Source organism: Maribacter spongiicola (genome assembly GCF_004364165.1).
In the GTDB taxonomy this organism is placed as follows: Bacteria; Bacteroidota; Bacteroidia; order Flavobacteriales; family Flavobacteriaceae; genus Maribacter; species Maribacter spongiicola.
In genome coordinates, this window is sequence record NZ_SOAY01000017.1 from 72656 (window position 1) to 95154 (window position 22499).

Sequence of the window (22499 nt, forward strand, 5' to 3'; positions counted from 1 at the left end):
AATCTGGTCGGGAACGGGAGTAAGTCCAACAGGATTGTTTGATACGACCGGCTTACCGGCAGGAGACTATGAAGTGACCTATACAGTGACCGATTCAGATACTTGTGTAGGCGAGACTACTGCGACGGTAACTATAAACCCATTACCGATAGCGGAGATCAGTGGAACATTGGAAATCTGTTCAGGCGGTAGCACTACGCTAAAGGCAGATTATGAATCAAGTAATGTTTATGTCTGGAATACTGGAGCTACTACGTCAGGGATAACAGTAGATACAGCAGGAGATTATACCGTTACGGTAACTGATGAAAACGGTTGCACAGACGTTGCTAGGGTAACAGTGATCGTAAACGATAAAAACGATCCTTTATTTGGAGAGATAGAACCTATTTGTGAAGGCGCTGAATTAGCGGAATTACCTACTATATCACTTAATGGAATTTCAGGTTCTTGGTCACCGGCATTAAATAATACAGTAACTACGGAATATACATTTACACCAAATGATAACGAGTGTACGAATACTTCAAAGTTAACTATCCAGGTTATAGAAAAACCAATGCCCTTAATTACCGAAGTTTCAATCTGTATGGATGGAGCATATTTTTGGGAGGTAAACGAGAAAACTTACTCGGGACTTGATGGAAGCGTCGTTATAACCATTAAAGGCGATATCTGTGAAGCTGATCAAATACTTCGTCTTACGGTACCTGAAATTATCACATGTAAAATAACACAAGATAAACTAACAACAGATCACATAACTAAAGATGGTGTTGCAACAGTACACCCAAATGGAGGAAGTGGTAATTATACATATCTATGGGATAACGGTGAGACGACGCAGACTGCAACTACATTAACTTATGGGCTACATACAGTTGTAGTCACAGATTCTAATGGGTGTGTGTCAAGTTGTCAAATAGATATAGCAAAAGAATTGTATTGTTGGGTAAATTTAAAACAAAACGTTAGTGTCTATGGAGGTGATGATGGAGAGGCACTTGTTAAAGGAAATGGTGGTTATAGACCATTCAGTTTTAAGTGGGATGATGGTACTACCAATGAATTGAACTCAGGGTTAACGGCAGGTACTCATTATGTTACCATTACTGATGCTAAAGGCGCTACGTCACAATGTAGTGTTACCATAACGGAATCAACAGGAGGTACTTGTGATAATTTTACAGTAGATATAGAACAAATAGAGCTTACAACCGATCATTTGACTAAAGATGGTGTTGCAACCGTATTTCCAAAGGCAGGAACAGCTCCATATACTTATTTATGGGATAATGGTGAGATCACACAAACCGCAAATAAGTTATCTTATGGATTGCAAAATGTAGTAGTAACTGATGCTAGAGGATGTGAAACTAGAGGTCAAATAGACATCGCCAAAGAATTGTACTGTTGGATTAACCTTTATTCAAATGTTAGTCTTTACAATGGTAACGATGGTGCTGCCAAGGTTTATGGACATGGAGGGTTTAGACCGTATACATTTAAATGGGATGATGGTGTAACCGAACAAATGAATGACAATTTAAGTGCAGGTACATATTATGTAACGATAACCGATGCAAAAGGAGCTACCTCTCGTTGTAGTATAACTATATCAGAACCTAATGAGATATTAGAAGTTTGTGATGGTATTGATAATGACGGAGATGGTAAAATAGATGAAGGTTTTGATCAAGATGGTGACGGAATTGCTGATTGTTTTGATGTATGCGATAAAGGGGATGACCATTTAGATGTTGATAACGATGGTATACCCGATGCTTGTGATGATAACATCTGTACTAAAGGAGATGCACCAGAAGTTCTATGTTACCAATCTGCAGTATGGAACGATCAGGGCTGTAGTTGGAAAATCATAGGCGAGAAGCCAATTGAGCCAGAAGCAGCATGTAATCAGACAGTGATATGGAACGAAGCTACTTGTACTTGGGACATAATTGACGAACAAACAGAGATGCCAATGAAGCAATGTTACGAAACAGCAGTATGGAATGTTCAGACCTGTAGTTGGGAAATCATTGGTGAGAAGCCAATTGAGCCAGAAACAGCATGTCATCAGACGGCAGTATGGAACCAAGCTACTTGTACTTGGGACATAGTTGACGGACAACCAGAGATGCCAACGGTACAATGTTACGAAACGGCAGTATGGAATGTTCAGACCTGTAGTTGGGGAATCATAGGCGAGAAGCCAATGGAGCCAGAAACAGCATGTCATCAGACTGCAGTTTGGAACGAAGCTACTTGTAAATGGGACATAGTTGACGTACAACCAGAGAGGCCATTGACAGAATGTTACGAAACGGCAGTATGGAATGATCATATCTGTAATTGGGAGATTATGGGTGAAAAGCCAATGGAGCCAGAAACAGAATGTTATGAAACTGCTGCATGGAACCCTGAATCTTGTGAATGGAATGTAGAAGGAGAACAGGCAGAACTACCAGAAACGGAATGTTATGAGACAGTAGTATGGAATGCAGAGTCTTGTGGTTGGGATATAGAAGGAGAACAACCTGAGATGCCAGAAACGGAATGTAATGAAACAGCCATTTGGAACTCGGTATCTTGTGAATGGGATATTACAGAAAACGATAACGATTGTGGACAAGGTACAATAGACCAATGCGAAACGGCTTACGCTAGATCTAATGATGAGAATGTAAGAACATGTTTCACGGAAATTGCAAATCTCTATGGAAACAATTGGGGCTGGACCAATGAAATTCCATCAATTAATGGGGAATATGAATTGGATTTATATGCAGCTGCTGGCCAATGCGATATAACCAAGGGAGCATTAGTTGGAAATGCAATAATTGTTTATAATAACGGATCGGTAGATGTGACAGTTTCTGTCTTAAATGGATATAAAATAACTGAGACTCAACTGTTTGTTGGTAATAATCAAGCTCCAGTTAAGAGTAATGGCGATCTTACTGTAGCACCAGGACTATATCCTTATCAGGACGATGTCAACGGAGATTTTAACACCTATACCTTTGAAGGTATAAATACTGGAGATATGGATAGTTTCTATGTTATTCTTCACGCTAATGTATGTCCACAGGGAACAGGTGGTTTAAAAGCCACTTCGACTAAGATAGAATTATCAGCATTTCCAATTCCATTTAAAGAAGAATTGAATATTGAGTTAAAATCAAATTATAGTTCAAAACTCTCTATTGAATTATTCGATTTGACTGGAAGATTGATAAAACAAGAAATAAATCATGAATTAAAAGTTGGGTCGAATAATTATAAATTATCTATCGGTAGTTTAGAATCGAATATGTACATATTAATTCTGAAGACTGATAAAGAAAAATTGATTCAAAAGGTTATTTCTAAAAAGTAGAATTATTTGAAACATTAAATAATAGAAAAGCCCTTTCAATTTTGAAAGGGCTTTTGCCATTGGTTAAGGCTTGGTTTGGTAAGATTTGGGATGGTAAAGATGAAAATAAATGAAGGTTATTTAAAAAGTTAGTTGTCAAGGGTTGGTTATTGTATGCTAAAGTTGGGTATGCTGTTGTTAGAATTTTTAAGGTATAAAAAAACCTTCCTAGATATAGGAAGGTTTTTAAATTAATTTGATTTATTGAATATTAATGTAGTGCGTCAATTATCTCTTGTGGAAGTAAAACTTTATCTATAATGTGTACTATTCCATTAGAGGTCATTACATCTGCCGTAGTAACATTTGCATCGACATGAGATTTGTCTCTTATTTGTACACCATGACCTAAAATAGCAAATAAAGATTCGCCTTGCACTGTGCCAATTTCTTGGTGGTCAGTTAAATCTGTAGAAGCTACAGCTGCCCCAGCAACGACATGGTATGTTAGTAATTTTGCTAATAAGGCTTTTTCCTCATCGGTATCAAAATCGGCAAGACTATTAAAGTTATCGCCCAAATCATTTAATAAAGCTACAAATGCAGCATTAGTAGGAGCGAAAACAGTAAATGGACCTTCGCTACTCAGTGTAGCGACCAAACCGGCATCCGCTTGAATAAGAGCTTGGACCAATAAACTTAAATCATTAACACTTTGAGCGGTCTCTACTATATTTGGTGTTGCAGGTGTTAGTGCATCTAACGCAGTTTGAGGTAGTAATACTTTATTGATTACATGAACAACACCATTACTTGCAGCTACATCTGCTATAACCACAGATGCATTGACGTCTGTAGCATCACCTACGTGAACGGTTCCATCCTTAATAGTTACTTCTACACTTTCACCTTGAAAGGTGTCTATTAGTTGACCATCGCTTAAGTCAGTTGAAAAAGCTGCTGTACCGGCTACCACGTGGTAGGTTAAAATAGTAACAAGTAATTCTTTTTCTTCGTCAGTATCAAAATCAGAAAGGCTATTAAAATTATCACCTAATGTGTTTAACAACTCAACAAAGGCAGCATTGGTAGGTGCGAACACCGTAAATGGACCATCGCTGTTTAAAGTTTCCACCAAACCTGCATTAGCTTGAATTAATGCATCTACCAATACGCTTAAATCATCTGTAGCAATTGCAGTATCTACAATTGTTTTTAAGCTCATGGCAGCTAATATATCTAAAACTTCTTGTGGTAAAAGAACTTTATCAATGACATGTACAACACCATTGCTTGCGGCAACATCTGGTAACGCAACGTTGGCTTTTGTACCGGTAGCATCCATTATTTGAACTCCGCCATCTGTTAAAGCAATAGTTGCATTTTCACCTTGTACAGTTTCAATAGCTTGACCATTAGTTAAGTCCGTAGAAAAAGCAGCCGCTCCAGCAACTACATGATACGTTAATACTTTAGTTAAAAGCGCCTTTTCTTCATCTGTATCAAAATCTGCAAGACTATTAAAATCATCACCTAATGCAACTAATAATGCAGCAAAAGCAGCATTTGTAGGAGCAAAAACCGTAAACGGACCATCGCTATTCAACGTAGCGACCAAACCCGCATCAGCCTGAATTAAGGCATCAACTAATAAACTTAAGTCGTCAGTGGCAACAGCAGTATCAACAATTGTTTTTAATTGTAAACCTAAAACGAAGTCAATAGCTTCTTGTGGTAATAATACTTTGTCTATAGTATGGGCAACGCCGTTAGACGCCATTATGTCAACACCTGTAATATTGGCATTTACTTCTGATGCATCACCAATTACAAAAGTATCGCCAGATGCTATTACCTCTACACTATTTCCTTCAAATGCAGTTGGAACATTACCTGCGGCTAAATCTGCCGATGTAACTTTAGCAGGAATTACATGGAATAAAAGAATGTTTTTTAATAGTGCAATTTCTGCTTCTGTATCAAAGTCTTCTAAACTATTATAATCATCCCCTAGAATATCCAATAGTGCTACAAATGCGTCATCTGTAGGTGCAAACACAGTAAACGGACCTTCAGAACTAAGTGTAGTTGCCAAATCTGCTTTTATAACCGCAGCTTCTAAGAGCGAAAGTGGTTCAGTAGCTATAACGATATCTACTAAAGTTCCATTTTCGTTAGTCATTTCACCTTCATTTAAAGCGTCGATAATTGCTTGTGGCAATAATACTTTATTAATTACATGAACAACACCATTACTTGCTTCTACATCGGCAATTAGTACTTCGGCATTTATTTCTGTAGCATCGTTTATAAAAACGCCACCGTCTAGATTAATAACTAAATTTTCTCCTTGAACTGTTTCTACATTCATTCCATTTGTTAAATCCGTAGATTTTGCGGCAACACCAGCAACAACATGGTAGGTTAAAATTGTAGTTAAAATTGCTCTTTCTTCGTCGGTATCAAAATCAGCCAAAGAATCAAAGCCGTCTAATTGTGCCAGTAATTCGGTGAATGCATCATTAGTTGGTGCAAAAACTGTAAATGGACCATCTGAACTTAAGGTGCCTATTAAATCAGTGCCTTCAGAATTATCAGCAGTACTTAGAGCAGCTACTAGAGACGATAAAGCATCTTGATTTTGTGCGGTTTCAACAATAGTCATCGTTTCAGACATTGCGGTTTCTTCAGAATCATTTTTATCACAAGACCAAATGAACAATGAGATTGTGAGAATAAGAAAGAGATTTTTTAAAGGTAGATTTTTTTTCATAATAGTGTTTTTAGATTGTTTAAGTAAAAATTTTAATTTTGAAACATGTACAAAGTTTATTTGTTATATTAATAATATATTTGCTTGATATATAGCATATTGCTAAAGTATGCAAATCATTATTTTGTTTAATAAAATTTTAAAAAAGTTTAACAAAATAATTGGGTTTTGGAAAGATGTTTCTTACATATAAAAAAAAGAGCCGCACATTGCGGCTCTTTACGTTTTTAAAAAAGGAATGAATTAGTTGGTTGTGTCTGGTATCATAACCGTGTCGATAGCATGTATAACGCCATTGTTAGCTTGAACATCAACCGCAATAATACCAATTCCTGCATTACCCGAACCATCAGTAATAATAACATTACCATCACCGTCGATAGCAAAAGTCAAGGTGTCGCCTTCTAAAGTACCAGGAGAAACCAATCCGTTACTCAAGTCGCCAGAAACAATATTTGCACCAGCAATAACATGATGATTTAATACAGCTGTTAACACTTCTCCGCTTGGTACCGCTGCCAAGTTTGCAAACGCTCCGTTAGTAGGTGCGAAAACTGTAAAAGGTGCAGGTTCTGTACCGGTAGGTGTACTTAAAACGCTTACGAAATCTGGTTGACCTTCAGCGGTTAATGCGCCTACAAGTGAACTGAAGTTAGGGTCGGCTATTGCGAACGTTACCACACTTGGTAAATCAATTACCATATCTACCGCATGTATAATTCCGTTAGTGGCAACGATATCAGCTGCGGCAACTGTACTTGTTCCGTTTAATGTTACGCCATCATCAACATTCACATAAATACTTAAATTATCGCCATCTACGTTGGTCGCGGCAGTGTTAAAATATGTATTAGAAAGACTTGCTGCATTAGCAGCTGCACCAGAAATTACGTGGTTTGCTAAAATATTATTGATGTCATTATCTGAAGGATTTGTAAAACTGTCAAAAGCAGAATTTAAAGGAGCAAATACTGTAAAGTCAGTTTCTGAATCAGAAAGTAATGTAGTAAAAGTTGTGTTACCGTCTGCCGTAAGTGCACCTACCAGAGATGTCAAATTAGGATTTGCTACTGCATGATCAACAATGTTAGGTAAGCCTATTACTGCATCAACAATATGAACTACACCATTAATTGCTTTGTTGTCAGCAGTGGTAACCGTAGAAACACCATTAATCACAACACCATCTTCTATATTTATAAACATACTAAGATTTGCATCATTAGGACCTGCGGTTGAAAGTGTTGAAACATATCCGGTAGCCAAATCGGTTGATAAATTGGTACCTGTTACAACGTGGTTTAATAAAACTTGCGTAAGCACATCTGTTGGAATATCACTAAGAGCAGCAAAATCGTTTGCTTCTAAAAACGCAGCAAAGGCATCATTTGTTGGGGCAAATACGGTAAATTGACCGTCACCTGCCAATACTGTAGGTAAGTCTCCATCAGCAGCTATTAATGCCTCAACTAATATACTTAGACTTGGTACTGATATAGCCAAATCGGTAATAGAAGTCAATAAGACACCGTTTAATGCATCTAAAGCTTCTTGAGGAATCAATACTTTATCGATAATATGCACAATACCATTTTGTGTTTCTACGTCGGCTGTAGTTACCGTAGCCACTTCGTCTGCGGCATCTGTAAAAGTAACACCGTTAGCAATGCTAACAGTTAGTGTTTCACCTTGTAATGTAGTTATGGTTTGCCCTTCTGTTAAATCCCCAGAACTTACTGAAGCTCCAGATACCACATGATATTTTAAAATTGTTGCTAACAAGTCTTGCAACTGCTCATTATTAAAATCTTCTAATGAGTTAAAACCGTCTAATCGAGCTAAAAGACTTGCGAATGCATCATTTGTTGGTGCTAAAACCGTAAAAGGACCTTCACTGCTTAAAGAGGTAATTAAGTCATTGTTTGCACTTTCATCAGCCTTTGCAAGTGCTGAAACTAAAGAGGTTAGAGAACTGGTTTTTTGTGCAGCCTCTACTATGTTATCTTCTTCAACGAGAATTACTGGATCATCATTGTCATCATCGCTACAAGAAGCAGCAAAAACTAACAGCATTACCATTGCTGTCGATTTTAAAATTTTACCTAGATTTTTCATTTGTTATTATTTATTGTTGAACTATTTTTATTCAAAGCTAAACAAAATATTAAATGAAAAAATTATCAATATGTTAAAAAAATGACAACTTAATTCCTTTTTATTCTAAAAGTCAGCTTTTAAATACATGTATCATGGTGGTTTGACTCCGGATTAATAAAAAATATGTTTAATATATATTTAGAAAAGTTTAACATGTTATTTGTTGATGGCAATTTGAGAAATACGTTTAATCTTCTAAATTTTAGTACTAAGAGCTTTTCAAGCTTGTTCAAAAAAATGTGTTCCTGAATTGAAATTTTGTAATTTTGTTGCGACCAAGAAGATGATATGAAAAAAGTAGTAATAGGACTTTCTGGAGGAGTAGATTCAAGCGTAGCGGCATATTTGCTAAAAGAGCAAGGATATGATGTTATTGGATTGTTTATGAAGAATTGGCATGATGATTCTGTAACGATATCAGAAGAGTGTCCGTGGTTAGAAGATAGCAACGATGCATTAATTGTAGCTGAGAAACTGGGTATTCCGTTTCAAACGGTTGATTTAAGTGCGGAGTATAAAGAGCGTATAGTAGACTATATGTTCAAGGAATATGAAATGGGGCGTACCCCGAACCCCGATGTGCTTTGTAACAGAGAGATTAAGTTTGATGTTTTTATGAAAATTGCCATGCAGTTGGGTGCAGACTATGTTGCAACGGGTCATTATTGTAGAAAAGGGACGCTTCATAATTCTGATGGTTCTGAGACATATCAATTATTAGCAGGAAAAGATGGTAATAAAGACCAATCTTATTTCTTATGCCAGTTATCGCAAGAGCAATTATCAAAAACATTATTTCCTATAGGGGAGTTGACCAAGCCACAAGTAAGGGAAATTGCTAAAAAAATGGATTTGATTACAGCAGATAAAAAAGATTCACAAGGGTTATGCTTTATTGGTAAGGTTAGATTACCAGAGTTTTTACAACAACAACTAAAACCTAAAACGGGTAAAATTGTTGAGGTTTCGGCAGCTTTTGATAGTTACGAAAGAGCGGTACCATCGTTTTTAAATAAAAACGATGAGTTAGAATTTTATGCAGAAAAACCGGTCTATCATTTAACTGATGGTAAAATTGTAGGTGAACATCAAGGTGCGCATTATTTTACAAAAGGGCAGCGTAAAGGGTTGCATGTGGGTGGTACAAAAGAACCGTTATTTGTCATAGATACAGATGTTAATGAAAATGTTATTTATACAGGTCAAGGCAAAGCACACCCTGGTTTATATAGAAGAACGTTGTTTGTAAAGGACGAAGAAATACATTGGGTGCGTACAGATTTAGCGTTGAAGATTGATGAGAAATTAGAAGTGAAAGCACGTATTAGATACCGTCAAGAACTACAGGAAGCTACTATTTATAGAGTAGAAGGTGGTATGTATGTTGATTTTAAAGAAATGCAATCTGCAATTACCGAAGGTCAATTTGTAGCATGGTATATTGAAGATGACCTTATAGGGTCGGGCGTTATTTCTTAACTAATATTTTATATTTTAAAGAGAATCTTAGAAACTTTAAAATGTAACTTTTTTACTCGATAATCGAGATTTGAGTTTTTCGATACTTGCGTCGAATTCTAAACTGAATTTTCAACACAAAGCCTTGGGAAATTAACTCTTGGTAAATTATTTCATTCATGCAAAATAGAATCACCGAACTTTTCAAGATAGAATTCCCTATTATTCAAGGAGGAATGATTTGGACCAGCGGATGGCGACTAGCTAGTGCTGTATCAAATGCTGGAGGTTTAGGTGTTATTGGTTCCGGTAGCATGTATCCTGATGTTTTACTTGAGCATATTCAAAAATGCAAGAAAGCGACTTCGAAACCTTTTGCGGTTAATGTACCTATGTTGTATCCTGATATTGATAAGTTGATGGGTATTATTATAGAAGAGGATGTAAAAATCGTATTTACATCTGCAGGAAATCCGAAAACATGGACGTCTTTCCTTAAAGAAAAAGGAATTACCGTGGTACATGTAGTGAGTAGTTTAAAGTTTGCATTGAAAGCTCAGGAAGCCGGAGTAGATGCTATTGTAGCAGAAGGCTTTGAGGCAGGAGGACATAATGGTCGTGATGAAACTACCACTTTGGTGTTGATCCCTGCGGTGAAAGAAAAAATAACTATTCCTTTGATTGCAGCTGGAGGAATAGCCACTGGTAGCGCCATGTTGGCTGCCATGGTACTAGGAGCTGATGGAGTTCAAGTAGGTAGTCGATTTGTAGCCAGTGAAGAAGCATCAAATCATATTAACTTTAAGGAAGTTGTCGTAAATGCCAAAGAAGGGGATACGCATTTAACCTTAAAAGAATTAGCACCTGTTCGCCTAGTTAAAAACAAGTTTTATCACGAAGTACAAAAAGCATATGCTGAAGGAGCAACAACTGAAGAATTAAAAGTCCTTTTAGGCAGAGGTCGTGCTAAGAAAGGTATGTTCTTAGGTTATTTAGAAGATGGCGAACTAGAAATAGGTCAAGTATCTGCTTTGATACATAACATAAAACCGGCTGGTGATATTGTTAAGGAGCTGATTAGTGAGTTTAGAAAGAGAAAAGCAGAAATTTCTAATTTCTGACATTATTTAAGCAAGTTTCGATAAGCAAATCTATAGCATAGGTTTTATCAAATTCCATGTATGATGTATCATTTGCTCTTGAAACTGACCTTAATTGACCCATTACATAATTTTCACGTAATAATTTATCTTGTCTTATTTCTTCAAGATAAATCGCATCTAAATATTTTAAGTCTTCTAGTATAGAGTTTTCTTGTTTTGAAGTTTCAAACTGAGCTAATGTCTTTTTAATTTCCCTTTCAGGATATTCTTGAAGATCAAATTTTAATATAGCGTCAGTATTTGTTTGAAAATTAATTACATCTAAAAAGGTTTGATCATTTTTATATGCGAGAAGTATACCAATTGCTTTCTCATCTTTAGGCATTATCATTTCTCTTTGTGTTTCATTACCAACATAAAACGTTTTGGAGTCATTTGTTTTTAAACGATAAAGGCTTTTTATTGAGGTATACATAACATAACCATATGCCCTGTCAAAGGTATTTTCATTTGTAACTAAAAAATCTAAAGGCGAATATTCCCAATTTTTGGGTATTGTACCTTTGTCAATATTAATCCAGCCAGTATCGGTCAGTTCAAAACCATAACCAGTCATTCGATAGGCTTCTCTTTTATTCAATAATATTTTATAATTATTAACCAGTTCTTTAGCCTTTTTCGTTTGCTCATTATTAGCTTTAACGGCTTTGTTACGTTGCTCTGTCAATTCATTTTTAACTAATTGCAATCTATTTTCATAATAACTTTTTAAGAGTAGTAAGTTTTTATTAGGAACTTTTATTTTAGTCCATTTTTGAGATGCAAATTTTTCAAAATCTTCTTGATAAACATTATCGTCTAATAAGCTAGCAGCAATACTGTCTATTTCCCATAAATTCTTGTCAAGATTTTGTGCATAAATATCGATGATATCACTTCGGCAAATTTTAAACATGACTTTAAGCCTTTCTTCAAATTGCTTTGTGGCAATTAATGTATTTTGAAACTGATTATTTTTTATTGCTTTAATTGCAGCTGGATCAACTCCATAGTTAACTGAATTGTCAAACTCTGAGTAGTGAGTTGAATCTAATTCTGTTTCATTTACTTTATCATAATAGGATTCGCTAACATTTGTATTTGGTACAGTTTCTTCTATAATTTCATTTCCAGTTTTAAAGTATAGGCTATAATATAAACTATCAACGAACTTTTCATTCACTTTCTGGTGATTAAGAAAAGGCATTTCTTTTTCTAAAGTTTCAACAAATCCGTCAGGTAAAAAGTCTAACGTAAACAAATCTAAAGGAATAAGATAATTTTCTATTGGAATTGGATTTACCCAATTCATATTCCCATTCTTATCTCGCAAACCTTTGTAAACATTCATTCCTGATTTTCGATTGGTAGTAGGAATTTCTACATATACAGGCTTTTCAGGATTTACAAATAGTTGTCTGCCTTTAGCGGTTGCATTAAAGTAAATCATTCCATCAGTCTCTAAAAGCTTTCCATCTGATATAGTAGTGAGGTTACTTAAAATCATCTCATCTATGGTAAGCGCTTCGGTTAATTCTATTTCAACATCATCAGTGACTATATTATTATCAGAATCTAAAAAACTTCCTTTTTGAAATACGATTGTGGTTCCATTCTCGCCAGAAATTACGGTATCATTTTTAGTGTCAATTTTAAAATATTGACTCGAAGTAATAGTATTTTTAAATGGGTCTTCTTGATGATTTTTAACTATTAAATCTGGTTTGGGCTTGCATTGAAGAAAAGAAAATAACAAAACCGAAAAGCCTAAAACTAATAAAATACCTTTTTTCATAAGAGTGGTTTTAAAGCAGGTTATAAGCGTTAAAAGTTTATTTGGAGTAATGTAGTATTCTCAATTAACATGCCATAAAAAAAATGAATATTGACTTTGCGACTTAGAAGATGGCGAACTAGAAATAGGTCAAGTATCTGCTTTAATACACGACATAAAACCGTCTGCCGAAATTGTTAAGGAGATAGTGAGTGAGTTTAAAAAAAGGAAAGCAGAACTTTCCTCTTTATAGCTTATACTTCTTTATCTTCCCCTTCAATAATCCGAACTTTATTTTTTAAAGAACCAAGGTACTCTATAAGATCACGGAGTTCTCTTCTAGAAATCATGCGGCCCATAGCAGGCATTGCCGATAAAGAATTTTCTCTACTAGCAATTCTCAATAATGGAATTCTCAAAGGTTCAGCTTCAGATGTTCTTAATAAAATCTCCGTATTATTCTCTTCAATTAAAACACCTTGAACTTTTTGTCCGTCTTTCAAAGTAATCGTTACGGTTCCATAACCAGGAGCTAATCTTACACTTGGTTCTATAAGGGCTTCAAGTAGTTGCTCTCTATTTAAGATATTGCCAATATTATCTAAAGCGGGTCCCACTTCGCCGCCTGAACCACCTACTGCATGGCAACGTACACACTGTGCCGTTGGGTTGTTGTTGAAAACAGATCTGCCCGCCCACCAATTACCACCGTAAAGTGTCTCTTGAAAAGAATTGGAGGAATAGCCTGCTTTTTTTAGTTTATCTAATTGCGCAATTAAAGTTGGATTTTCTGTTGCTTTTACCGACTCGATTAGATCTAAATAAATACCTTGTTTTAATTGGTCTCTACTGGCTTTGTCAATAAGGCTGATTAAAATGGCGTTGCTTTTCTCATCGGATAAATCGCCTAGAACGTCTAACATTCTTTGTTGCTCAGAAACAGAACCTTTCTTAAAAATAGGATCTACTATTGCAGGTAATTTCTCTTTCGGTAAATTTAATTGCCCTAATAGACCAACGGCAGCGGTACGCACTTCTTCATTTTTATCTTGCATGCCAATAGACATGGCAGCTTCCATCTTATCGAAATTTAATTGACCTAAAGTAGTTAATACTGTAGCACGAACTTCGGGAGATGAATTTGATTTAAAAATTGCGTATAAATCATTATTATATGCGTTTATGCCTATTGCGCTCAAAGTTTTTGAGATACCAATTAAAATTTCTGGTTGACGCTCTCTAAGAAACGAGGGAATATCTTTTTTTATTTTCTCTTCTAACTGACCATTTTCTCTGATTATTTCACCTCTATATCTACCATCAACACGATCTAATAGAGAAGGCTGGTTCCATGTACCTAAAGCTGCAAGGGCTTCACCACGTAAATCGCTAGATACATTTCTACGTTTGGCAAAATTAATGAGCATTTCTAATTGTTCATCACCACCAACACGTAATGCAGCATTAATTGCTCTACGTAACAAAGGTTCAGATTTGAATTTTTCGTTAGTAAGTATCGCTGCCAATGCCGGTAGGGCTGCTTCGATAGAAAGGTCATCATTTATGGCCCTAGCAGTTTCTGTTACGATATAATCATCTTTATCAGATAAAAATATAGAAATTTTAGGCTCTTGTAGTTTTCTTAATACCAAAACTGCGGCAATACGTAAACTTGTGTTTTCGCTATTGGCAAGTGCTAATAAAGGTTCGGCATTACCAATTCTTGACAGTGCTAATACAGCTGCATGCCTTAAGTATAGATCTTGATCATTATTTGCTTCGATCATAGCTAAAAGTGGCGTTATGGCATCTTCGTATTTTAATCTGCCCAATGCTTGTGCGGCAAAGAATTTAACTCTGTCATTTTCATGAGTAGTTAATGATATAAGACTGTCGGCAGCTTTCTCATATCTTAAATCACCTAATACTTTTACACTTTGAGCTATAATTTCTGGATCACTATCACTTAATAGATTAAGTAATGGTTTAGCTTCATCTGTATCATTTGCAGCTATTTGACCAATACCCCAAATGGCGTGAATACGAGCAAATTGATTTTCTTCTTCTGTTATCGCCTTTTCTAAAGCCCTGTAGCCCCAAAAGGTTCTTTTGGCGAGTTCAAACTGTGCTTTTTGGCGAATTCTCATATCGCCGTATGATAATAAGCTTACCAAACTATCAGTCTTTTCATCCTCATAATTATGGGTCATTAATTCTTGAGTTTTCAAACGTTCTTGTGCAAGATCATTGGTTTCTTCGTTAACGTCTAATTTCCATACTCTACCATAATTTTTGCTTCCCCAGCCATTAACCCAATCGGCGAGGTATAAAGCACCATCAGGTCCGAAATCTATTCCTGTTGGCAATACGCCCGATAGAATAGATTCATCGGTATTCAATTCAAAAGAAGCGCCTTTTGGTTTAAGATCGAACGACCATATATTTGATCTGCTAGGGTCGCCTACGAATTCAACTAAAAAGAACCTATCCATCCATTTTTTGCCAAGTGCGGTACCAGGATTATATCTCATTCCGGTTGGTCCATTATGAAAATTTTGGATTGGAGGCATAATATATGCAGCCTGACCTTCCCAACGAGGAATATATAATTTTTCATCCATCCATACATTATAACCATTGTTTTTAGGGTCTGTATATTTTCCGTATTGCCAATTAGCTCTCCATCCGGCATCAGAACCTTCTACAATATGTACCAATCGTTCGCTCTCACCTTTATGATCGCCGTCATTATCTGAAGAAATAATATTTCCGTAGGCATCAAAAACAAATTCATGGGTATTTCTTAATCCGTGGGCAAAAACCTCAAAATCTGAACCATCGGGATTACTTCTTACAATAATACCTTCATTTGGGTATTTATGATTTTCCCCGTCTACAGTAGTAATATTTGCACCTATATCTCCAATTCCCCAATATATTTTACCATCAGGACCTTCAATTGCACCAGACATGCCATGACCACTAAAGCCAATATGCACAGCAAAACCATCGGCGATACTCGTTTTTTCATCTAAAATTTTATCGCCATTGGTATCGGTAAGTCGATACATTCCCGGACCAATACCTACGAAAATATCGTTATCTCGAACTAAAAGTGCACCTGCTTGATCATTGATTTCATCGTTAAAATCGTTCATGATTTGGGTAGAAACATCGGCAATACCATCTTTGTCGGTATCTTCTAACATCCAAATTTCGTCTTGCTCAACGGTAAGATCACGCCAATCGTGAATGCTGTCATTATTTAAATCAGGAAACCATTCATTCTCTTTGCTAAGTTCAGGAGCAAAAGTTTTGTGAAGAAAAGCTCTTCTGTCCTCAACAGATTCAAAGGCAATCGATTCGGTCATCCAATCTCTATGACCACGAATATCGAATTCTGAGTTTTTATTTCTATTCGATCTTGTGATGTAAATGTTTCCTTCATCGTCAATATCCATCGCAATAGGATCAGGAGCCAAAGAATCAGATGCCCATAAACTTAACACTAGTCCGTCAGCAACCTTCGCAGTTACCGTCTCTCTTGCAATTTTAGCCATTTTAATTAAGTCTGTACTATCTTGTTGAATAGTTAGAGGAATTTCAACAGGTTTTTTATTTATGCAGGAAACAGATAGGAATAATAAGAATACAATTCCGAAAAGGAATTTTTTAAAGAATGTCATTGTTGTTTGATTTAATTGAAACTTAAATGTAGCGAATAATGTAGATAATCAATTAAGAAATTGAGGTATGGTTAAATTATTAACCATATAAGGTATAGTTTTATCAATTTGGAATTGAACAACTTTTAATTCAATGTTAAGAAAGTGTATTTAAAAGTTCCGCTATATTTGATTACTTATTAAACCAAAACAATATGAATACTATTAATACAACACTAATTTTCCTTTTTCTTGTAGTTTTTAGCTCAAATGTAAGCCAAGCACAAGAGGGACATCCTTTAGAAGGAAAATGGAATTTAACTATTGATCAAGAAGGAGAAAAATTGCCCTCTTGGTTAGAAATTAGACACTCAGGTACAAATACGTTGATTGGCAGATTTACCTATGCTTTTGGTAGCGCAAGACCAGTAGCGGAAATTGAAAAGCACGGTGAATTATTTTCTTTTGAAATTCCGCCGCAGTGGGAACCAGGAGCTGCCAATATGGAGTTTGAAGGAAAAATTGTTGGAGAGGGATTAGCAGGAACGATGATTTATGTAGATGGAAAAACCTATAATTGGACTGCGACAAAATCACCAAAACTACCGTATTATGAAAATGCGAAAGAAGGTAAGACGGTTAAGCTTTTTAATGGCAAGAATTTAAATGGATGGGAGATGAAGCCTGGCAATCAATGGGCAGTTTTAGATGGCATACTTACAAGTGCAAAGCCTGGAGTAAATTTGGTGTCAGAAGAAAAATTCAACGATTTTAAATTGCATGCAGAATTTAGATACCCAGAGGGAAGTAATAGCGGTATGTATTTAAGAGGGCGGTACGAAGTACAGATTGCTGATAATATAGGGTTAGAGCCTTCATCAATTTATTTTGGAGGAATCTATGGTTTACTTACTCCGAATGAAAATGTAGCTATGAAAGCAGGGGAGTGGCAAACGTATGATATTACCTTAATTGGAAGAAGAGTAACTATTGTAGCTAACGGAAAAACTGTAATATCAAATCAGAATATTGAAGCAATGACCGGTGGTGCTTTAGATAATAATGAAGCTGAAGCGGGTCCGATTATGATACAAGGCGACCATGGACCGGTAGAATTTAGAAAGTTAGAAATTACACCGCTGACTAGAGGATAGTTATAGAAGATATACGTATTAAAAAAGCCTCCATTTCTGGAGGCTTTTTTATTCACTTCAGTTGATTTCGGTAATAATGGCCAAAGCTCTTACTTCTTCATCTTTATTAACAAAGATTTCGACCAACTCAGGTAAAGGAGTTCCAAAACCTGCAAGGCGTGCAGATTCGGTTTCGTCTTTAAGAATAGGTTCAATGTTATTTTCTTTTAATGCAAGTTCTACGCGTTTCGCTGCAATGCTATTACCTCCGAATACTTTTATATAGTTTGAATCCATAATCATTATTTTAAATTCTTAGTTGCATCTTTAATATAGGTATTGAAATTTTTAAAAGTGTTTGTCAAAATTTCAATTTGTTCTTGTGCTTCTACCCAATTTTTTTGTTCAATCGCTTCCCTAACTCCAGGTAATGTTTTTACGCCGTAACCTGTGTAAAAACCTGGTGCGTAAATTTGATGTTTAAACCAAGGTCTACGAGGTAATCCTTTTTCTGATGTAAGCATCTGTTCCGCTTTCATTAAACGCTTATTGAGCTCTTTTAGCGATTTTTTAGATAGGCTAGATGTGTTGATTTTTTCATACTCAGTAATAGTTTCATTCAATATCACCAATTCATTTTGTAAAGGTGAAAAATCAATATAAGGAATAAGTTCTTTTTTGGTAGGCGTTTTAATTTTTTTGGTTGGATCTGCCGCTAATGCATATGAGTTTAGAGAAATCATCTTATTATGTTTCAAAACCTCTTTTCTCATATTTTCTGTTTCATCGATAATTTCAGTCAAGTAATTTGAAATAGTCGAATGCCACTGCGAGAAGTTCAACGGAATAACATCTGCATTTGCTAAACGCAAGGTAATTAGACCTGCAGTATTCGCCAAAGCAACACCATAGGCAAACTCTGGATCTTTAAATCTTTTGTAATGTGGATATGTATCGTAAATAGTATGATATTCTCCACCACCATTTTCCCCGCCAAAACCAAGGTTTAAAGCTGTAATACCAGCATGTTGAATAAACGGAGTGTAATCAGAACCAGAGCCTAATGCATATAGATTAAAAGAGTCGTCACTACCGTTAACCATATTTGCTGCAATTCTACGATCTTTAACCGATACATTCGTTTGTGGGTCAACAACGTTACCCGCTACCTCGCTGACCATAGCCTGTAGAGAATGAGATCCGCCGGCGCCTAAGAATCCGCGACCATTACCATCAGTATTAATATACGCAACTACCTTTTCTTGTAGTTCTTTTTTATGATCTTCAACCCATTCTGTAGAACCGATTAATCCTGGTTCTTCGGCATCCCATGCGCAGAATACCAAGGTACGTTTAGGCTTTTGTCCTTTTTTAGCAAGTTCACCAATAGCGCGAGCTTCTTCCATAAGGGCGACTAGACCACTTATTGGATCATTGGCTCCATGAACCCATGCATCATGGTGATTACCACGCATAACCCACTGATCAGGGAATTCGGTTCCTTTTAAAGTGGCAATAACGTTATGGGCAGGTACGAGTTTCCAATCGAATGTAAGTTTTAAATGAACCTTGGCTGGTCCTGGTCCTATATGATAAGTTATTGGTAATCCACCTCGCCATGATTCTGGGGCAACGGTACCATCTAAGGCAGATAAAAGCGGAAGTGCATCTTCGTATGAAATTGGCAAAACAGGAATTTTGGTAATAGTAGGTGCATCTTTTCTATCTAGTCTTTTAGCATCTTTTGTAGCTGCGTAACCTGGAGTCAATACATCCCCAGGGTATGTAGGCATATCCATCACCGATCCCCGTTGTACTCCGGTTTTATTCTTGTAGGCACCTTTTGGATAGACATCTCCTTGGCCGTAGCCATCATCTTCTGGGTCAGAATAAATAATACAACCGATAGCTCCTTTTTCGGCAGCTAATTTTGGTTTAATACCACGCCATGATCCTTGGTATTTGGCAATTACTATTTTGCCTTTTACACTGATGCCAAGTTTTTCTAATTCTTCGTAATCTTTCGGAATTCCGTAATTAACAAAAACTAATTCTGCTTCAACATCACCATCGGTAGAGAAAGCATTGTAGCTTGGTAATAAGGCATCACCTTGCGCTGTAAAAGGGTCACCTTCTACTGGTACAGCTGTTAATTTTGCCTTGTATTGAGTAGGACCGGTTAATTCTAACACCCTTTCTGTCGGATAAGGAAATAAAATTTGATAGGTCTCTATTTTGGTATCGTAACCCCAAGACTCGAATTGACTTTTGATCCATTTTGCATTTTTCTCTCCAAATTCTGTACCTACCCAATGAGGTTCAGCAGCCATTTTTTGCATCCATTCATCAAGGTTTGTTGCATTTAATTTTTCTTCAAAACTTTTTTCGAGTTGCAGTTGTTTGTCTGTGTTCTCGGATGAAAATCCTATAATTGAATTTTGTGAATATCCGTTGAGGACTAATGAAAGAAAGAGGATGGTGATTAATTGTTTCATAATAAAGTATAGTTGTTGAGGTTTAATTAGTTTAGGCAAAAGGGAGCAACAATTAGTAGTTTGTTATAAACTCTAGTTACTCTCAATAAAAATAATATGTCAAAGTAAATTCATTTTTCACAGTGTTATATTTAATTGAGATTTACACTATGCTTTTCAGTTTTATGATGTTCTAAAGAATTTGTGTTAATGGTAAAATAAAAGGTGCTGCCAACATTTTCTTCAGATTCAACCCATATTTTACCTAAATGGTGGTCTACTATTTTTTTACTTCCGTAGAGTCCGATACCAGATCCTTCAAATTTAGATTGATTATGTAGTTTGTGAAAAGCATTAAAAACATTTTCTAGTTGCTCTTTTGGTATTCCGATACCGTTATCTGAGACGATAAACAAATATTCGTTTTCCTTTTTTTCTGAGGTGATATTTATAACGGGCTGCCCGTCATTAGTTTTAAATTTTAGTGCATTATGAATTAAATTTTGAAAAAGCATTCTAATATCACTAGGTCTAGCAATTAAGGTTGGCATTTTGCCAATATTCAAAGTGGCTTTTGTTACTTTTATACTTTCTGATAAATCATCAACAACTAGTTGTATAACTTCAGCGATATTAACAGATTCCATTCCGCTAGAATTTCCTATTTCAGCATATTTCAAAAGACCTTCGACCAAATTTGTAAGCCTAGTAGAACTGCCTTGTAAATGCTTTAGATAGCTACTGAAATTTGCATAGTTAGCATCTGAATGTTGTTTTTCAAGTTCTGTAGCAATGACATTAATATTGTTTAGGGGACCTCTTAAATCATGGGTAACAATAAAGGTAAACTCTTCAATTTGTGTGTTTTTTAATTCAAGTTCATTATTTAAAACCGCTAATTTGTTGTTTTGATTTTTTAAATCGTTCTGGGCAATTTTAAGATTTAATTCGCTTTCTTTTAATGCGGTAATATGGTTTTCTAAATCGTTGGTGTATGTTCTAGTCTTGTTTTGATCGTACATTCGAAATGTAAGCGAAAGCCAACCTAAACAAGCTAAGAATGCAAAAATCTCATCAAAAGGTACATCTATAACACCTAAAATGGGTCCGTATATAGAGATATAAATTGTAGGTATAATAAAAGCTAAAATATCAAAGGCAATAATTAGATTTCTTGTACGAGGATTTCTTCTGTACCCTATAAACGCTAAAAACCCCATAGTAGCAAATGCCACAGCTTGACCGAAAAAGCCTCCTATTAAAAATATAAGGCTCATAAACATGACTGGAGGAAATAAGGTCATGTAAATTCTAGTCGTTTTATGAAGTTTTAAGCGATTTAAGATAAACCCAATACCGAAACCTAAAGCAACAACAAATGCCAGCGCCTGTTCGGTATAGGAATGAAAAAAGAGGGTATAAATAAATACCGCAAATGTAAAAATTGAGGATATGATAGCTATTAATCCAAATTCATCTAGAAATTTGATTTTTTTGGAGCCTTTAGTAAACGTGTTTTTTTTAGACAAACTATAAATTTTAAAGTACTTAATTTCTAAGGGTCAAAAAGTCGACTCTATCTAGATCAAACCTCACTATGAAAATATGCACATTTTGGGGCGGTTGTTAATATTCATATTTTACCTAAATATAAGAAAGAGAAGCTTATAAAATCAGAAAAGATACCTTTTAAAAGTGCCTTATAATACTAAAATTAATTAGAGGATATTGTTCTTTATATACTCATAGGAACTTCCATGACTAGTATTTTCGATTTACCATTAGTTTTAAAATCAAAAGTCTCTGTCTCCCAAAGTCCAAATCCGTCACGTTTGCTTAATTTTTGGTTTTCAATTTCAATTTCTCCGTCAAGAACAAAAATGTAAACTCCGTTTCCTTTTTGTTTTAATGTATATGACTCGCTTGTTTTAAAATCATATTCTCCAAGATGAAACCATGCATTTTGGTGAATCCATACTCCCGCATCATCGGCGTTAGGTGAAAGTACTTGATATAAACTGTTTTTTGTTGCAATATCTTTTATCGAGATTTGATCATAACGCGGAGTAACACTTTGCTCGTTCGGAATAATCCATATCTGTAAGAACTTAACCTCTGCGTCTTTATTTTTGTTGTGCTCGCTATGCGAAACACCAGTGCCTGCACTCATCACTTGAACATCACCAGCTTTAATGACTGTTGAGTTTCCCATATCGTCCATATGCTGAAGGTCGCCTTCCAACGGAATAGAAATGATTTCCATATTTCTATGAGGATGAGTTCCAAATCCGCGACCACCTGCAACGGTATCGTCATTAAGCACTCTTAAAACTCCGAAATTCATTCGTTCGGCATTGTGGTAGTTTGCAAAACTAAAGCTATGATAAGAATTTAGCCAACCATGATCAGCATGACCTCTGGTATCAGATTTATGTAAAATAGTTTTCATTTTATTTGTATTTATATAACCAATTGGTCGGAATTTTAGGTAAAATATTACACTACTAAAATATCTGAAATATTTAGATAAAACATGCCGATAAAGGCTGAAGTATTTTAAAG

Annotated in this window: 12 protein-coding genes; 4 read left to right on the forward strand and 8 right to left on the reverse strand. The window is 35.7% G+C overall.

The window, feature by feature from the left end; all coding sequences use genetic code 11:
• Positions 1-3382 (forward strand): T9SS type A sorting domain-containing protein (locus CLV90_RS18565; RefSeq protein ID WP_166638613.1); only part of this gene is annotated, 3382 nt, incomplete at its 5' end.
• A gap of 250 nt (positions 3383-3632) precedes the next feature.
• On the opposite strand, the gene CLV90_RS18570 is transcribed toward CLV90_RS18565, so the two are convergent.
• A complete protein-coding gene (locus tag CLV90_RS18570; RefSeq protein WP_243835574.1) occupies positions 3633-6134 on the reverse strand; it encodes a fasciclin domain-containing protein in 2502 nt (833 codons plus the stop codon).
• Between the two features lie 243 nt (positions 6135-6377).
• Positions 6378-8249 carry a fasciclin domain-containing protein gene (locus tag CLV90_RS18575; protein ID WP_133689010.1) on the reverse strand — a complete coding sequence of 624 codons (1872 nt, stop codon included), beginning with the start codon at positions 8247-8249 and terminating at the stop codon, positions 6378-6380.
• Between the two features lie 330 nt (positions 8250-8579).
• Between CLV90_RS18575 and mnmA the strand changes: the two genes are divergently transcribed.
• Positions 8580-9770 (forward strand): tRNA 2-thiouridine(34) synthase MnmA, encoded by a 1191-nt coding sequence (gene mnmA / locus CLV90_RS18580; protein WP_133689011.1) that lies wholly within the window; start codon positions 8580-8582, stop codon positions 9768-9770.
• A 158-nt stretch (positions 9771-9928) separates the two neighbouring features.
• Positions 9929-10870, forward strand: a complete 942-nt coding sequence (locus CLV90_RS18585) for an NAD(P)H-dependent flavin oxidoreductase (RefSeq protein ID WP_133689012.1) — start codon at positions 9929-9931, stop codon at positions 10868-10870.
• Here CLV90_RS18585 and CLV90_RS18590 read toward each other — a convergent pair.
• Together CLV90_RS18590 and CLV90_RS18595 are read right to left on the reverse strand one after the other, a co-directional pair.
• Entirely contained in the window at positions 10860-12686 is a 1827-nt protein-coding gene (locus CLV90_RS18590) for a hypothetical protein (protein WP_133689013.1), read from the reverse strand. The two genes, CLV90_RS18585 and CLV90_RS18590, sit on opposite strands and share 11 nt — an antisense overlap.
• Before the next feature lie 233 nt (positions 12687-12919).
• Positions 12920-16351 (reverse strand): HEAT repeat domain-containing protein, encoded by a 3432-nt coding sequence (locus CLV90_RS18595; protein ID WP_133689014.1) that lies wholly within the window; start codon positions 16349-16351, stop codon positions 12920-12922.
• Between the two features lie 194 nt (positions 16352-16545).
• Here CLV90_RS18595 and CLV90_RS18600 point away from each other — a divergent pair, with 194 nt between their 5' ends.
• On the forward strand, positions 16546-17484 hold the full coding sequence (locus tag CLV90_RS18600; RefSeq protein WP_133689015.1) for a 3-keto-disaccharide hydrolase: 939 nt from the start codon (positions 16546-16548) through the stop codon (positions 17482-17484).
• 57 nt (positions 17485-17541) lie between these two features.
• Here CLV90_RS18600 and CLV90_RS18605 read toward each other — a convergent pair whose 3' ends face one another.
• The 4 genes from CLV90_RS18605 to CLV90_RS18620 all read right to left on the reverse strand — a co-directional run bounded on the left by CLV90_RS18605 (position 17542) and on the right by CLV90_RS18620 (position 22386).
• Positions 17542-17760, reverse strand: a complete 219-nt coding sequence (locus CLV90_RS18605) for a putative signal transducing protein (RefSeq protein WP_243835576.1) — start codon at positions 17758-17760, stop codon at positions 17542-17544.
• A gap of 5 nt (positions 17761-17765) precedes the next feature.
• The gene (locus CLV90_RS18610) at positions 17766-19958 is read right to left on the reverse strand and encodes a transferrin receptor-like dimerization domain-containing protein (RefSeq protein ID WP_133689017.1); all 2193 of its coding nucleotides are present in this window, start codon (positions 19956-19958) and stop codon (positions 17766-17768) included.
• Positions 19959-20089: 131 nt separating this feature from the next.
• Complete coding sequence (locus CLV90_RS18615; protein ID WP_133689018.1) at positions 20090-21466, reverse strand: sensor histidine kinase; 1377 nt, start codon at positions 21464-21466, stop codon at positions 20090-20092.
• Between the two features lie 206 nt (positions 21467-21672).
• Positions 21673-22386 carry a pirin family protein gene (locus CLV90_RS18620; protein WP_133689019.1) on the reverse strand — a complete coding sequence of 238 codons (714 nt, stop codon included), beginning with the start codon at positions 22384-22386 and terminating at the stop codon, positions 21673-21675.
• Between the last annotated feature and the right edge of the window lie 113 nt (positions 22387-22499).

Excerpts from the sequence above, each read along its gene's own strand:
- CLV90_RS18570 (WP_243835574.1), bottom strand. The coding sequence starts at position 6,134 with ATGAAAAAAAATCTACCTTTAAAAAATCTCTTTCTTATTCTCACAATC.
- CLV90_RS18575 (WP_133689010.1), bottom strand. The coding sequence starts at position 8,249 with ATGAAAAATCTAGGTAAAATTTTAAAATCGACAGCAATGGTAATGCTG.
- mnmA (WP_133689011.1), top strand. The coding sequence starts at position 8,580 with ATGAAAAAAGTAGTAATAGGACTTTCTGGAGGAGTAGATTCAAGCGTA.
- CLV90_RS18585 (WP_133689012.1), top strand. The coding sequence starts at position 9,929 with ATGCAAAATAGAATCACCGAACTTTTCAAGATAGAATTCCCTATTATT.
- CLV90_RS18590 (WP_133689013.1), bottom strand. The coding sequence starts at position 12,686 with ATGAAAAAAGGTATTTTATTAGTTTTAGGCTTTTCGGTTTTGTTATTT.
- CLV90_RS18595 (WP_133689014.1), bottom strand. The coding sequence starts at position 16,351 with ATGACATTCTTTAAAAAATTCCTTTTCGGAATTGTATTCTTATTATTC.
- CLV90_RS18600 (WP_133689015.1), top strand. The coding sequence starts at position 16,546 with ATGAATACTATTAATACAACACTAATTTTCCTTTTTCTTGTAGTTTTT.
- CLV90_RS18605 (WP_243835576.1), bottom strand. The coding sequence starts at position 17,760 with ATGGATTCAAACTATATAAAAGTATTCGGAGGTAATAGCATTGCAGCG.
- CLV90_RS18610 (WP_133689017.1), bottom strand. The coding sequence starts at position 19,958 with ATGAAACAATTAATCACCATCCTCTTTCTTTCATTAGTCCTCAACGGA.
- CLV90_RS18620 (WP_133689019.1), bottom strand. The coding sequence starts at position 22,386 with ATGAAAACTATTTTACATAAATCTGATACCAGAGGTCATGCTGATCAT.